This is a genomic window from Bacillus jepli (assembly GCF_047238305.1).
In the GTDB taxonomy this organism is placed as follows: domain Bacteria; phylum Bacillota; class Bacilli; order Bacillales; family Bacillaceae_L; genus Ferdinandcohnia.
This window is the reverse complement of sequence record NZ_JBDFMO010000001.1, coordinates 2,964,552-2,979,511: the sequence shown is the minus strand read 5'-3', so window position 1 is coordinate 2,979,511 and position 14,960 is coordinate 2,964,552. Positions and strand designations below refer to the sequence as shown.

The window sequence follows — 14,960 nt, the reverse complement described above, 5'->3', positions numbered from 1 at the left end:
TATTAACTCCTCATATCTATCTCTCATTCACCAATATTTCATTATCATAAGAAGAAACAAAATAACCAGGTTTTTTTACTTTACATTCATTACCGAATCCGGAACGAAAGTATACCTTGTCGCCTACTTTTGTAAAATTCCCCTTATGCATGGTGATAGTTGGTATAAGATTATGATAATCGAGAGTTGGCTTTTCATCAACTGAATAGCTTATAGCATCATGTTCATACAGATTGTAATCCAGTTCCCCACCAACGCGAATATCGCCTTTATCAGGGTAGATGCCAATCTTTTTTAACATATCTATGGGCAGTGGTATATCCTCGCTTGGACAGAAAGGAATTGTCGGGATACGATTATCGTCGGTGATCTCTTTCCAAATCAGTTCCTTTCCATTATTAGTAAAAACGGTTTTTTCCTTCATTTTCCACTCTGGGATAATTGGAATTCGATAAGAATGATAGGATTCCCTAATCCAGCCCCATGGTACGTTATATAAATCATCAACTTTATTTATTGTGACGATAATTACCGGGATTTTTTTTCGTCTACATGCAACAAGGAAAGATGGTGTTAGGCTATCGAGTGGAATACGGACACCTAAATAATAGTCAATAGGGCAATTTAACAAAAAATGTTTTGTGTTAGTAAGGGATCGGGCTATTTCATGCTCATTCATTACATCACTTATCACAAGTAAGGTTGTACAACCTTTTCGTAAATAGTTGTCCGTCATTTCTTTCTTAAATGATCGAAATGAATATTCTTTCGTAAAGGAGTAATTTATCATGACATGGCCAGGTGTTAATAAATATTGTGATAAGTTTGTTTTCATAAATGAAAGTCTTTTGAGGTTTTCTTTCATATAATCAATGCGTTGGTTTTTTATAAGTAACGAGCATGTGATGACTTTATTATCCTTAAGAACATTCGCTTTTTCTAATATATATGGCATCAAACCTCCCCTTTCGCATAAAAATGGACAAATCTTCTTAAGACAAGCTATGCGAAAAGCGGAGGATGTATGTTAATTATTCTTATAATTACGGAAAAACCCATGGAATTTAGGTTCCATGGGTCATTATGCATTAGTTTTCTCCAATTAATCTATTTAGATGTTCAAAAAAACTTGGGTATGAAACAGAAATGGATTCAGAATCAGATAAATACATTTCATCATTTGCAATGCACGCAGCTATAGCAAGCATCATCCCAATCCTGTGATCACCATGACTATGTACTTCGCCACCAGTCAATTGTTTTTGATCACCATAAATAATCATTCCATCATCGGTAGGTTCAATCACTGCACCTAGTTTAGAAAGCTCCCCGACAACAGTATCGATACGATTTGTTTCCTTCACTTTTAATTCCGCTGCATCCTTGATAACCGTTTTTCCTTTCGCTTGACTAGCTAATAGAGCGATAACTGGAATTTCGTCAATCAAACGAGGTATAATGTCTCCACCGATTTCAATCCCTGTTAACTCGGAAGTCTGAATGGTTAAGTCAGCAATAGGTTCATTATTCTTGATTCTTTCGTTACCAATCTCAAGACGAGCTCCCATGTTTACTAAAACATCAATAATTCCTGTTCGCGTCGGATTCATGCCTACATTTTTTAACGTGATTCGACTGTTTGGTACAATCGCTCCCGCAACTAGGAAAAAAGCGGCAGAGGAAATATCTCCAGGCACTTCAATATTTGTCCCTGTTAGCTTTTGACCACCTTTTAGTTTTACGATAAGACCATCTTCTTCAACCTCGCAACCGAAGGCACGTAGCATGCGTTCAGTATGGTCTCTCGATTTATGAGGCTCCGTAACTGATGTTGTACCTGTAGCGTTCAAACCAGCTAACAGTATCGACGATTTCACTTGTGCACTTGCTACAGGAGAAATATAGTTTATCCCCTCTAAGGAGCCACCACGAATCGCTAATGGTGTAAAATTGCCGTCTTCTCTACCGTCAATTTTAGCCCCCATTTGACGGAGTGGCTCTGTAACACGTTTCATTGGTCTTTTGGCAATCGACTCATCACCAATCATGCAAGTATGAATAGGCACACCAGAAAGAAGACCCACCATTAATCTAGTCGTCGTTCCTGAATTTCCAGTATCTAATACCTCAGCTGGCTCACGTAGCCCAACGAAGCCCGCTCCCTCTATCTCTATGTGATTATGCTCCTGTGTAATTTTCACACCTAATTTTTCAAAACAGCTAATCGTGCTCAAACAGTCATCACCGAGCAAAAAATTATCCACAATCGTTTTTCCTTGTGCAATGGCTCCAAGCATAATTGAACGATGGGAAATCGACTTATCACCTGGAATATCAATTGAACCATTTAAACCAGCAATATTTGTACGTAGTTTTAGTAAATCCAAAATACCACCCCTAGAAAACATTTTCCATTAACCATTATATGTATCGTAACTAGTTTTACTTTCAATACAAACTTTCGCCTTCTGACGATCTTCGTCACTTTGGAAGCTAATCCTTAGCACTCCATAGATTTCTTCTCGTGTCTCAATAATTCTAATATTTGTAATGCTAATCCTTTCCTGTGCAAGAAGTCCAGTAATTTCAGAAACAATACCTGGATAGTCCGGAATATCAACATATAAATCATAAAACGAGGGAATCGCACCTTTTGTACGTGTAGGCAGTCCATCGCGAAAATTTTTGGCATCCATAAAATAATCATAAATATGATCACCCTTACCATTTGCCACGAAATTTCGGATTTGTTCCATTTCGTCAATCCATTTTTCAAAAAGGTCTAACAATACATTCCGATTTTGTAATAATATATCACGCCACATTGATGGATTGCTAGATGCAATTCTAGTAATATCTCGAAATCCCCCTGCTGCTAATGGTCGAACAAGTTCATTTACTTTATCATATTTTTGCGCTTGATGGACAAGACTTGCTGCAACAATATGCGGGAAGTGGCTAATTACACCAGCGACACGGTCATGCTCTTCAGGTGTCATAATTAAAAAATTAGCTTTGGTTCCGTTTAATAAGACTTTTAACTGTTTTACTGCTAAGTTACTTGATGGTTTCTCATTATGAGGGGTAAATATATAGAAAGCATTTTCAAATAAATGTTCTTTTGCAGCAACAACCCCGCTTTTATGTGATCCTGCCATCGGATGTCCACCGACAAAGGTGACGCCAAGATTTCCAAATATGGAATCTGCAATTTGAACGATTTGTTGTTTCGTACTTCCCACATCTGTCACAATGACATCTTTTTTTAGTGGATAGGAGCTAAGTTCATGAATAATGTCAATGGTCTGTTTGACTGGAACCGATATAAAAATATAGTCACACTTATGTACAATATCCTCTAACTCAAATACAGCTTCATCAATCACCTTTAATGTTTTTGCTAGCAGTGATGATTCTTTGTTCTTATCAAAACCATATATTGTCGTATCCGGATGTTCTTTCTTTATCGCAAGCGCAATTGACCCCCCAATTAATCCAAGTCCAATTACGAGCACATTTGAATTCATTTCATCACCACCGAATATAGAAACAAATAAATGGGGGTTATGCTCTAACCCCCATAGTCTTAGTTCTTTGGATTTTTCAGCATTTCTGTAAGTAAAGCTATGAGTTCACTGTTTTGTTCCTCTGTGCCAACGGTTATTCGAATGCTAGTTGGAAAGCCTAATGCATTTCCTGAACGAACAATGAAGCCGCGTTCCAATAAATAGTGAAATACATCATCACCTGGCTGTTCAAAATTAATTAAAATGAAGTTTCCAAAAGAAGGATAATAAGCTAAATTATTTTCCTCACAGAATGTATAGAACTGTTGCAGACCTTTTTTATTTTTTTCAACATATGCTGCAATGAAATCTTGATCATCCAATGCAGCTGCAGCAGCTAATTGACCAACGCGATTAGAATTGAAAGGCTGACGAACAGGTTCAATTTTGTTAATAAAATCACGATTTCCGATCGCATAACCAACACGGAGTCCACCAAGCCCATATGCTTTGGAAAACGTTCTTAAAATAAGAAGATTTGGATATTCATTTAATAAGGCAACTGTATTCGGATAATCCTGCTCATTTACTGCAAACTCATAATAAGCTTCATCCATAATAACAAGAACATGACTTGGAACTTGTTTTAAAAAGGCATGTAGTTTTTCTGTGTTAACATATAATCCTGTAGGATTATTTGGTGAACACACCCAAACAATTTCAGTATTTTCATCGATTTGCCCAAGCATCCCATCAAGATCGTGATGGCCATCGATTAGCTCAACCTCACGAACCTCAGCTCCTTCAATAATTGCATTATGCTTATATTGAGAAAATGATGGATGCGCCATAACTGTATTTTTCCCAGGTGCAAGTAATGCAGCTGTTATAATATGAATCACATCATCTGATCCATTACCGAATAGAAGCTGTGTGCCTTCAACACCTAAATGCTTTGCAAGCTTTTCTCTTAACTCTGTTGCATAGCCATCAGGGTAAATCGCAAATGAATCTAAGCTATTTTTCACTGCCTCTTTTGCTTTGTCTGAGCATCCATATGGATTTTCATTTGAAGCTAGTTTCACAATCTTTTCCAAACCATATTCCCGTTTCACTTCTTCAATCGGTTTACCTGGTTGATATGGTTTTAAATCCAATAATTGTTCCTTGATATTCATTTCAAGCTACACCTCTTATCTTCTAATCAAATGCGCCTTGGCGTATTTGCGCCAGATTTTTTTAGGCCCACACGAGGTGGGTCACAAAGACGTTGCCACAGGAAGTGGTGTTCTTAGTCTTTGATCTTACGCGAGATACAGTGAAACTTCAATCTGTGGAAGTTTTATCCCACAGATTGATAGTTGAACCAATCAGGCTTTTACTGGCAATTGCCCTCAGCGAGGGCTTAGTGCCAGTTAATGCTGAAAAATTTCCTTTAAAAAATCGTGGCATCCGCCGGAGGCTTCAACTTTTTTCAGAGAAGTTAGGACTTCTGCTGAAAAAAGTTGATAGGTTGCAAAACATCTCTAATAAAATTCTTGAAATGGTATAAGGCGGTAGCTCTTGATTCCTCATTGACTAATTCAGGTAGAAGCTCTTCTATTTTTTGGATAAGGGCACTTCCCATAATTACCCCATCGCAATGGTCCTTAAGTGCTTCTACTTGGGAAGAATTCGAGATACCAAACCCAACTGCCACTGGTATATTGCTATATCGTTTAACCTCTTGTAAAAATGAGTATACCTCATTGTTCAGGGAATTTCTAACACCTGTAACACCTAAAGATGATACGCAGTATAGGAATCCTTGTGCATGTGAGGCGATTTTTTCAATTCGGCTGGAAGAAGTTGGTGCTACAAGTGAAATAAATTTCAATCCCTCGTTCTCACATCTTCTTCTGAGATCTTCACTTTCTTCAAAAGGAAGGTCAGGTACTAGCAATCCGTCTATACCATTTTGTCGCGCTAAAGCGAAAAAGTTTTCTTCTCCTAATTGTAGCACAGGATTGTAATAGGTAAAGATAATTACAGGAATTTTTAATCCTTTTTTTCTCATTTCCGAAACAAGATTCATCGAATTTTCCAATGTAACTCCATTTTTCAATGCACGAGCAGAGGCTCTTTGAATAACAGGTCCATCTGCTAATGGGTCTGAATATGGAATTCCTAGTTCAAGGATAGAAGCACCGGCTTCTTGCAAGGAAAGTGCAATTTCAATCGTTACATCAGGATGTGGATCACCTGCAACGATAAATGGGATAAATAATTTTTCAGCCTTGGGCAATCGGTTCGTAAAGGTTGTGTTCATCTGTAGCTCCTCCTTCTTCTAGGTATGCCATAAGGGAATGGACATCTTTGTCACCACGACCTGACAAACAAATGAGAATGGATTTTTCTGGTGACATTTCTTTCGCCATTTCTATAGCGATTGCGATTGCGTGCGCAGATTCAATTGCCGGAATAATCCCTTCAACACGAGTTAGCATTTGCAAGGCATCGAGTGCTTCCTTATCTGTTACACTTTCATATTTAACACGTCCACTACTGGCAAGATAAGCATGTTCAGGTCCTACTCCTGGATAATCAAGTCCAGCTGAGATCGAATATGGTTCGGTAATTTGACCATGCTCATCTTGAAGAAGAAACGTGAGTGAGCCGTGAATAATACCTTTTGTACCTTTTGTAATTGTCGCTGCATGTAAGGAGGTTTCGACACCTTTACCAGCAGCTTCAGCACCTACTAAGCGAACATCATCCTCTAAAAACGGGTAGAACATCCCTATTGCATTACTTCCACCACCAACGCAAGCAACTACTGCAGTTGGCAACTTGCTTTCACGTTTTAGGAATTGTTCTCTTGCTTCATCCCCGATAATTCGTTGGAAATCACGGACCATTTTTGGATAAGGATGTGGACCAACTACCGATCCAATCATATAATAGTGATCCTCACAATGCTGAACCCAATATCGAATTGCCTCATTTGTTGCATCTTTCAATGTTTGATTACCACTAGTAGCAGGGATCACTTCAGCACCTAAAAGTCTCATTCTGAACACATTAAGCTTTTGTCTTTCAATGTCCTCGACACCCATGAAGACCTTACATTCCAACCCAAATTTTGCAGCAACTGTCGCAGCGGCTACACCATGCTGACCAGCTCCCGTCTCAGCAATGATTTTTTTCTTTCCCATTCTTTTGGCAAGGAGAGCTTGACCAATTGCATTGTTAATTTTGTGGGCTCCGGTATGATTTAAGTCCTCACGCTTCAGATAAATCTTCGCCCCACCTAATTCTCTTGTTAAATTGTCAGCAAAAGTAAGTGCTGTTGGGCGTCCTGAGTATTCTTTCAAAATACGAATATATTCATTATGAAATTCTCTATCTTTATAAGCTTCTTCCAAAGCCTTTTCTATTTCCTCCAATGGCATCATTAATGTTTCAGGTACAAATTTACCCCCAAAATCACCGTATCTTCCATTTTTATTAGGTACGTTCAACACATGTATCCACCCATTTCTCTATTGTTTGTATGATCGTGTCATCTTTTTTACCTTCATGTTCAATTCCACTAGAGATATCAAATCCAGAAATCTCATAGCTAAGAAGTTGTTTGATATTGTTAGAATCGATTCCACCTGCTATGAGACATGGAACTCCCTGTTCTTTTGCTTCCTGCTGATAGAAAGGGATGGACTTCCAATCAAACGAAACACCAGTTCCACCCCACATCTTCGCAACCTTTGTATCAACAACATATCCATCAGCAACACCAGCAAACTTCTTCATCGTCTGTAGACCTTGATCATCATGATGAATGACCTTCCATACGTATATACCCGTTTCGTTTTTTACTTGTTTAATAAATTCAACCGACTCAGTTCCATGGCATTGAATAACGGATAATGGGACTTTTGCCAATACTTCTCTGATTTCTTTTAGTTCCGCATTCACAAAGACCCCTACCGTTTTTTTATCCCGTAAATCCACTTTACCCAACCATTTATTGACATCATCAGAATTTACTTTACGTTTACTGTTCGCAAAAATAAAACCGATATAATGAGCATTGCTTTTCGCAACGACCTGTACATCCTCTAACGATTTATTCCCACAATATTTAATGAGAGGTTGTTGCATAGGGAACCTCACCAAACATTTGTTTAATCCCGATTCCAGGAGACGATGCTCTCATAAATGCTTCTCCAATTAAAGCTGCCTTTGCTCCATATCGAATAACGTCTCTAATATCCTGTGGTGTATGAATTCCACTTTCACTAACCACTAGACTGTCTGAAGGAGCATCCTTCACAATTTCTTCTGTATGGGTAATCGAAGTTTCAAATACTTTTAAATTTCGATTATTAATGCCAAGAATTTTTGGGGTAAAATTAATGCAAACCTGTTCCAACGTTTCTCGTGAATGGACTTCAACTAAACACTCTAAGCCCCTTTCATAGGCTTCACAATAATATTCATGTAATTGATTGGGAGCAAGTGCTTCTCCAATCAACAAAATAACATCAGCCCCCATTTTTTCACTTTGTTTGATTTGCTTTGCATCGACAATAAAGTCTTTACGTAACACGGGAATGTTTACTTTTTTCTTAATGTCCATTAAATAATTAATCGAACCTTGAAAAAATCGCTCATCAGTTAACACAGAGATTGCATCGGCTCTAGCTTCCTCGTATTCAGTAGCGATCGCGACAGGATGAAAATCTTCGCGTATGATTCCCTTTGAAGGTGATGCCTTTTTCACCTCGGCAATAATCCCAAGTGAACGATTTGGGTTAGAAAGTGCTGAGTATAATGACTTTCTTTCAACCTCACAATCTATTTCAGGATAGTTGATGTTTTCCACTTCAACTTTCTTTTGTTCAAGTATTTTATTTAGCATAGTACTCCACCTCACGACTTCTTAGTTGTTCAAATTGATTTCTCGCAATTCCAGTTACAATTGCTTCTCTTGCCAACTCCACACCTTCACGAATACTGTTTACCCTACCTGAAACATATATCGCAGCTCCAGCATTTAGTAAAACAATATTCGTTGCACTTTGATTAGCCTTACTATATAAGACATCCCGTAATAGGTTTGCACTTTCAACAACAGAAGAAACTTGAATATCTTTCATGTTTCCACGTGGAAGGTTAACATCTTCAGGGGACAGGACAAATCTTTTAATCTCTCCATCTTTTAATTCCACGACATCTGTTTCAGTTGTAATACTGCATTCATCTAGTCCATCACGACCTGAGACGAATAAAACGTGCTCAGAACCGAGCTTTCCAAGGGCATTTGCCATTTTTTCAGCATAATCTGTTGAATAAACTCCCAGTACCTGTTTTTTACATCTAGCTGGATTTGCCATTGGGCCTAATAGATTAAAAATGGTACGAAATCCTATTTCTTGTCTTGGTGTAACCGCATGCTTCATTGCAGCATGGTAAATAGGAGCAAACAAAAAGCTCATATTTCGTTTACTTAATGCCTTTTTAGCTTCTTCCCCAGTTGATTGTATTTCAACACCTAAATACTCTAAAACATCGGCACTACCACTTTTTGAGGAGACTGCTCGATTTCCATGCTTCGCAACCTTTATTCCTAAGGAAGATACAACAATTGCTGATGCCGTTGAAATATTAAAGGTAGACGCACCGTCCCCGCCTGTTCCACACGTATCAATCACTTGATCACTTTCATAATCTAAATGCATCATATGCTCTCTCATTGCTCTAGCAAAGCCTGTAATTTCATCCGCGGTTTCACCACGAAAACGGAGAATCGAAAGCAAGCTCGCAATTTGACTAGCCGTTGCTTCTCCAGACATAATTACATCCATTACTTGATAGCTTTCCTCTTCTGTTAGAACCTCGCCGTTGATACATTTATTTAAAAGTTGTTTAAACATGAATATCCTCCTTTTCAAAAGCCTCTTTAGCCAGTTGAATTGTTTGAATCAAGGCACTTGCTTTATTAACCGTTTCCATCCATTCTTGCTCAGGCACCGAATCTGCGACGATTCCCGCTCCTGCCTGGACATAAGCCACACCATCTTTAATGATCGCTGTTCGAATTGCAATACATGAATCAATATTTCCATCAAATCCAATATAAGCAATGGCACCGGCATACAAGTTTCGTGCGGTTGGTTCAAGTTCTGAAAGTATTTGCATCGCTCTAATTTTGGGAGCTCCAGATACAGTTCCAGCTGGAAAGGCAGCAAGTAATGCATCCAATGGGTCAATTTTCTCATCTAACTCACCTGTTACCTTTGAGATAATGTGCATAACATGTGAGAATCGACCAATTTCCATAAGTACAGGTGTTTTAACTGAACCAAACGCTGATACCCTGCCAATATCATTTCTTGCTAAATCAACTAGCATATAATGCTCTGCCTTCTCTTTTTCATCCTGAAGCAATTCTGTTGCAAGTGCTTCATCCTCTTCCTTCGTCTTCCCTCTCCGTCTTGTCCCTGCAATCGGGTGAATTTCAAGATGTTTATTATGAATTTTAATTAAACGTTCAGGGGAACTCCCGACAATCTCAATGTCATTGATTTTGATATAAAATAAATAAGGTGAAGGATTTACCATCCGTAAGACACGATAGAGCTGGAATCCACTTACTGAAACCGGAATCTCAAAACGCTGTGATAAAACTGCCTGAAAAATATCTCCAGCGGTGATATAGTCTTTAATTTTATTAACCGCATCTAGAAAATCCTGTTTTTCAAAATTCGTCTTGATATCTGTCACATTCGGGATTTCATGTAGTTTAGGGAGCAGTAACATTTCGCTTTGCTCTTTGTTTTGGATAATTCGGGATAAATACATATTGATTTTTGAATTGGCATGTTCAAAAACGGCTTTTTGAATCCGTCTATCTTCGCCACCATTTAGTCGTACAAAATGAATGACAATCAATTCACGTGAATGATGATCTAACGCCAAAATTGTTTCACAAAAGAAAAATTGGTAGCGTTCCATATTTAAGTCATTGTTTGAGTGCTCTTCAACCTTTTCAAAAGTTGAGATTGCATCATAGCCAATATAACCAACTGCCCCTCCATAAAAAGAAATTTCGATATCAAGTGGTTTTAAAACAAGATAGTCTTTGATCCAGTTAAAGGCTTCCTTCATTGTTTGTTTTTTTACTAAGCTCTGTTGATTTTCGTTTTTCACATAATAATGACCGTTCTTTTCATTCATGAACAGAAATGGTTTTAAGCCGATAAATGAATACCGCGACCAATCCGATTCATGATCTTTACTTTCAAGTAGAAAGGATGCTTCATTTTTTAAGTTTTGAAAAATTTGAATGGGTGTCAACGTATCAACTAAGAAACGTTTGACAATTGGAATCGTCCGATATTGTTTGGCATCGGACTCAAACGAGGAAAAATTATACGTATTCAATAGGCTCACTCCTCCATGTATTATGGAGAATGAGGTTTAGGAGGTATATAAAAATTGGATTCGCTTTTTATAAAAAAACGATAAAAATAAACAACCCAAAGACACATACGTATCCTTGGGTAGAAGTAAACATAATAAACTTGTGCTAACCTCAGCTAAACTCGTCATTCTCATCTACCCTAAACTCTGCTCTAAAAACTTAACTAAAAACTTACTAAACTCTAACTTAACTAAAAACTCACTAAACTCTAACTATACTAAATGTTTTAATTATCTTATCGTACGCTTTCCCTATTTGTCAATGCATTGTCTTTAATTATTTTCTTTGACGGTTATAAGGTCTGGTCGAAGCACTACGGCTCCACCTTGGTAAATATGCTGGATTTCTTCTTGTTTGGCGGTCGTATTCACCGTCATCATCACCCGAATGCACATTGGCAGTGATCCTGAAACTGGAATCTCTCTCATGCTCATAACCGGAACAAATGACCAACCATCAATTTGTCTTGCAGCCGCTGCAGGAAAAGCTGCATCAATATCATCTGTTACTGAAAATACAATTTGCGCGACATCTTCTGCGTCAATTTTGTTTTCAGAAATCATGTCACGTAAAAGTTTTTCAGTTGCAGCTAATATTTCTTGTTTATTATTATTTTCAATTGTTGTAGCACCACGTATTCCCCTTATCAACTTTGCCCCTCCTTTGCGTCTGTGTCTGGCAACCTTCTTAATGAAATTCCTTCAAGAGTTGAAGGAGTTGTTCATCTCCAATATCCTCAATGACAGTTTCGCCAATATTTTTTAACAAGACCATTTTTACTTTTCCAGAAGTAGCTTTTTTGTCGTGCTTCATACGCTCAAGTAGTTTTACTCGGTCTAGTTCTTTAGGAATGGCTGTAGGGAAATCAAATAAACGGAACCACTCCCTAATCTTTTCAGACGCTAGATCGATATGAAAGATTTTTTCGCTCACTTTTAATGCAAAAATCATCCCAATAGCAACCCCGTCTCCATGGGTAATCTTACCATACCCAGATTCCGCTTCAATTGCATGCCCAAGGGTGTGACCAAAATTCAAAATGGCACGGAGTCCTTTTTCCTGCTCATCCTCAGAAACAACTTTAGCTTTAACAGCTACACCCTTTAAAACAGCATATTGGAGCTTTTCCCCTCTTAGATCATCAAGGGATTGTATTTTCTCTGTAAGCCACCGATAAAATTCTGGGTCCCAGATGAGTCCATGCTTAATAACCTCTGCAAATCCTGAGCGAAGCTCTATCTTAGGCAATGTCTTCATTAAATCAATATCATATAGAACCGCATTCGGTTGATGAAATGCTCCTATCATGTTCTTTCCTAGTTCATGATTAATCGCAACCTTACCTCCGACAGCACTATCATGGGCAAGTAATGTTGTTGGAATTTGGATAAACGGAATGCCGCGCATAAAAGTAGCTGCGACAAAGCCTGCCAAGTCCCCAACAACACCTCCCCCTAATGCAAGGATCACAGAAGAACGGTCCAATCCTTTTTCAAGCGCAAAGGTCTGGCATTGATAATACACTTCAAAGGATTTTGCATTCTCCCCAGCAGGAATAACATATGATAATGGCTCGTCGTATTGTTGCTTAAGGATGTCGAGCACTTTATCTAAATAAAGTGCTGCAACAGACTCATCACTTATGACGAGTACCTTTGAAACCTGTTTACATGTATCCTGTATCAACTGGGGAAGTTGATTTATTATTTGAGTCCCAATGTACATCGGATACGTTTTCGATTTTGTTTCAATGGTTAATTTGTCCATTAAAATTCCCTCGAATACTCACGCATTTTCGTTACATTTTCTTGAATTACATCAATTCTATCTTGTCCAAATTGTTCTACAATTGCATTTGCAACCTCCCAAGCTACGACTGCTTCAGCAACGACGGAAGCTGCAGGAACTGCACAACTATCGGATCTTTCAATACTTGCTTCAAATACTTCCTTTGTCTCAATATCTACACTTTTTAGTGGCTTATATAAAGTTGGTATTGGCTTCATGACACCTCTTACAACGATCGGCATACCGTTTGTCATACCGCCTTCAAAGCCACCTAAATTATTTGTTCTTCTCTTATAACCATTTTCTTTATCCCAAATGATTTCATCATGTACTTGACTTCCAGGGATTCTTGCTGCATCAAAGCCAATACCAAATTCAACACCTTTAAAGGCATTAATACTTACCATTGCTGCAGCAATTTTAGAATCAAGCTTTCTATCATAATGAACATAGCTTCCCACACCTGCAGGTACGCCTTCAACGATGACTTCTACAATTCCACCAATCGAGTCACCATTTTTCTTTGCTTCATCAATCGCGTTCATCATTTGCACGCCTGCTTCTTCATCAAGACATCTTACTGGTGATTCTTCTGATTTTGTTTTTAATTCTTCAATACTTGAGTATGTTGTGTTCTTAGCTCGTACACCGCCAATTTCAAGTACATGTCCAGCTACTTTGATTCCTAAAGAAGCTAAGAATTTTTTAGCTACAGCACCAGCAGCAACACGCACTGTTGTTTCACGTGCAGAAGATCTTTCTAGAACGTTCCGCATATCACGATGACCATATTTCAAGGCTCCATTAAGATCTGCATGCCCTGGACGCGGACGTGTAATTTTACGTTTGATTTCTTCTGATTCTTCATCGGTTATTGGTTCAATCCCCATAATTTTTGTCCAGTGCTTCCAGTCATTGTTTTCAACGACTAATGCAATTGGGGAACCTAATGTTTTACCATGTCTTACACCACTTGCGATTTGTGCTTGGTCTTTTTCAATTTGCATTCTTCTGCCCCGACCATGCCCTTTTTGGCGTCTAGCAAGTTCGTTGTTTATATCCTCTGTTGTTAGTTCAAGACCAGCAGGTACACCTTCAATAATTGTTGTAAGCTGCGGTCCATGTGATTCTCCAGCTGTTAAATATCTCATGTATGTTACCCCCTTGTATGTTAAAGTTAAAAATGAATTTTACTTTCGTAATTTAAAGCGATTATGTATCAATATATCATAATTTTTGCATAACAGGATAGATTTTTTCAAAAATTTCATGATTATGCATCTACAAATATAAAGGAATCGAATTTACCTAATGGCAAATTCGATTCCTTTATCTTAACAAACAATATTAGATTTGTCATTTTTCTGACGTTTTTCGATAAAAGAATGTGTCTTCCGTTTCTAGCCCATACGAGGCTGGATTGAAAATTTGTTCGGTGCTTCCGACAAATAGGATTCCATCCCTTTTAAGAGCTCCACTAAATTTTTGATAAAGCATGTCCTTTGCCTCTTCAGTAAAATAAATTAATACATTTCTACACACGATTAAGTCGAAATTCGTTTCAAAGGAATCAGATAAAAGATTGTGCTTTTTGAAATTCACTGCCTTTTTTAGGTCCGAATGGATCTTATAAAAAGTACCATCCTGAGTGAAGTAGCGTTTTTTCATTTCAGTAGGCACTTCTTGAAGTGAACGTTCAGGATATACCCCCATCCTTGCTCTGGCAAGAATATTTTCGTCTATATCCGTAGCTAAAATGGATATTTGATGAAGAGGTAAAAATTTTGAAAGCATCATTGCAAGCGTGTAGGGCTCCTCACCAGCAGAACAGGCTGCACTCCACACTTTAAGCTTCCGATTTTGTTGGAGAAGTTTTGGAAGAATCTTGGATTCTAGTACTTCCCATCGTTTCGCATTCCGATAAAACTCTGAAACATTAATCGTCATTCGATCTAAAAACTCGTGTAACAGTTCATTGTCTTTGTCAATTCCTTTAAAATATTCCTGGAAACTTGAAAAACCTCTTTTTTCGTACAGTGAGGTAAGTCTTCTAACCATTTGTGCCTCTTTATATAAACGTAAATCAATACCTGTTTTTCTTTTTACCTGCTCGGCAAATAACATATAATTCTTATCCATAGCTTCTCCTCAAAAAAAATCATCATAGGGGTGAGAGTTTCTTTAGAAAAACCAGCCCCGAA

At 38.0% G+C, this 14,960-nt stretch carries 14 protein-coding genes; all 14 read right to left on the bottom strand.

Annotation, left to right across the window (positions count from 1 at the left end):
• Positions 1-16 precede the first annotated feature (16 nt).
• Positions 17-955 (bottom strand): hypothetical protein, encoded by a 939-nt coding sequence (locus tag ABC371_RS15220; protein WP_412897552.1) that lies wholly within the window; start codon positions 953-955, stop codon positions 17-19.
• A 133-nt stretch (positions 956-1,088) separates the two neighbouring features.
• Positions 1,089-2,408, bottom strand: a complete 1,320-nt coding sequence (gene aroA / locus ABC371_RS15215) for a 3-phosphoshikimate 1-carboxyvinyltransferase (protein WP_412897551.1) — start codon at positions 2,406-2,408, stop codon at positions 1,089-1,091.
• A 6-nt stretch (positions 2,409-2,414) separates the two neighbouring features.
• On the bottom strand, positions 2,415-3,527 hold the full coding sequence (locus ABC371_RS15210) for a prephenate dehydrogenase (protein ID WP_412897550.1): 1,113 nt from the start codon (positions 3,525-3,527) through the stop codon (positions 2,415-2,417).
• A gap of 59 nt (positions 3,528-3,586) precedes the next feature.
• Positions 3,587-4,684 carry a histidinol-phosphate transaminase gene (hisC, locus tag ABC371_RS15205; RefSeq protein ID WP_412897549.1) on the bottom strand — a complete coding sequence of 366 codons (1,098 nt, stop codon included), beginning with the start codon at positions 4,682-4,684 and terminating at the stop codon, positions 3,587-3,589.
• 305 nt (positions 4,685-4,989) lie between these two features.
• On the bottom strand, positions 4,990-5,814 hold the full coding sequence (gene trpA / locus ABC371_RS15200) for a tryptophan synthase subunit alpha (protein ID WP_412897548.1): 825 nt from the start codon (positions 5,812-5,814) through the stop codon (positions 4,990-4,992).
• The gene (gene trpB, locus ABC371_RS15195; protein WP_412897547.1) at positions 5,777-7,009 is read right to left on the bottom strand and encodes a tryptophan synthase subunit beta; all 1,233 of its coding nucleotides are present in this window, start codon (positions 7,007-7,009) and stop codon (positions 5,777-5,779) included. The genes trpA and trpB overlap by 38 nt, the downstream gene beginning before the upstream one ends.
• Positions 6,993-7,646, bottom strand: coding sequence for a phosphoribosylanthranilate isomerase (locus ABC371_RS15190; protein ID WP_412897546.1), 654 nt, complete (start codon positions 7,644-7,646; stop codon positions 6,993-6,995). The genes trpB and ABC371_RS15190 overlap by 17 nt, the downstream gene beginning before the upstream one ends.
• Positions 7,627-8,406: an indole-3-glycerol phosphate synthase TrpC gene (gene trpC / locus ABC371_RS15185; protein ID WP_412897545.1), complete on the bottom strand. Its 780-nt coding sequence runs from the start codon at positions 8,404-8,406 to the stop codon at positions 7,627-7,629. The genes ABC371_RS15190 and trpC overlap by 20 nt, the downstream gene beginning before the upstream one ends.
• Positions 8,396-9,421 carry an anthranilate phosphoribosyltransferase gene (gene trpD, locus ABC371_RS15180; RefSeq protein WP_412897544.1) on the bottom strand — a complete coding sequence of 342 codons (1,026 nt, stop codon included), beginning with the start codon at positions 9,419-9,421 and terminating at the stop codon, positions 8,396-8,398. The genes trpC and trpD overlap by 11 nt, the downstream gene beginning before the upstream one ends.
• Positions 9,414-10,931, bottom strand: coding sequence for an anthranilate synthase component I (trpE, locus tag ABC371_RS15175; protein ID WP_412897543.1), 1,518 nt, complete (start codon positions 10,929-10,931; stop codon positions 9,414-9,416). Before trpE ends, trpD begins: the two co-directional genes overlap by 8 nt.
• Positions 10,932-11,243: 312 nt before the next feature.
• Entirely contained in the window at positions 11,244-11,621 is a 378-nt protein-coding gene (gene aroH, locus ABC371_RS15170; protein ID WP_412897542.1) for a chorismate mutase, read from the bottom strand.
• Between the two features lie 37 nt (positions 11,622-11,658).
• Positions 11,659-12,738 carry a 3-dehydroquinate synthase gene (gene aroB, locus ABC371_RS15165; RefSeq protein ID WP_412897541.1) on the bottom strand — a complete coding sequence of 360 codons (1,080 nt, stop codon included), beginning with the start codon at positions 12,736-12,738 and terminating at the stop codon, positions 11,659-11,661.
• Positions 12,738-13,910 carry a chorismate synthase gene (gene aroC / locus ABC371_RS15160; RefSeq protein ID WP_412897540.1) on the bottom strand — a complete coding sequence of 391 codons (1,173 nt, stop codon included), beginning with the start codon at positions 13,908-13,910 and terminating at the stop codon, positions 12,738-12,740. Before aroC ends, aroB begins: the two co-directional genes overlap by 1 nt.
• Positions 13,911-14,115: 205 nt before the next feature.
• Positions 14,116-14,898 (bottom strand): CheR family methyltransferase, encoded by a 783-nt coding sequence (locus tag ABC371_RS15155; RefSeq protein ID WP_412897539.1) that lies wholly within the window; start codon positions 14,896-14,898, stop codon positions 14,116-14,118.
• Between the last annotated feature and the right edge of the window lie 62 nt (positions 14,899-14,960).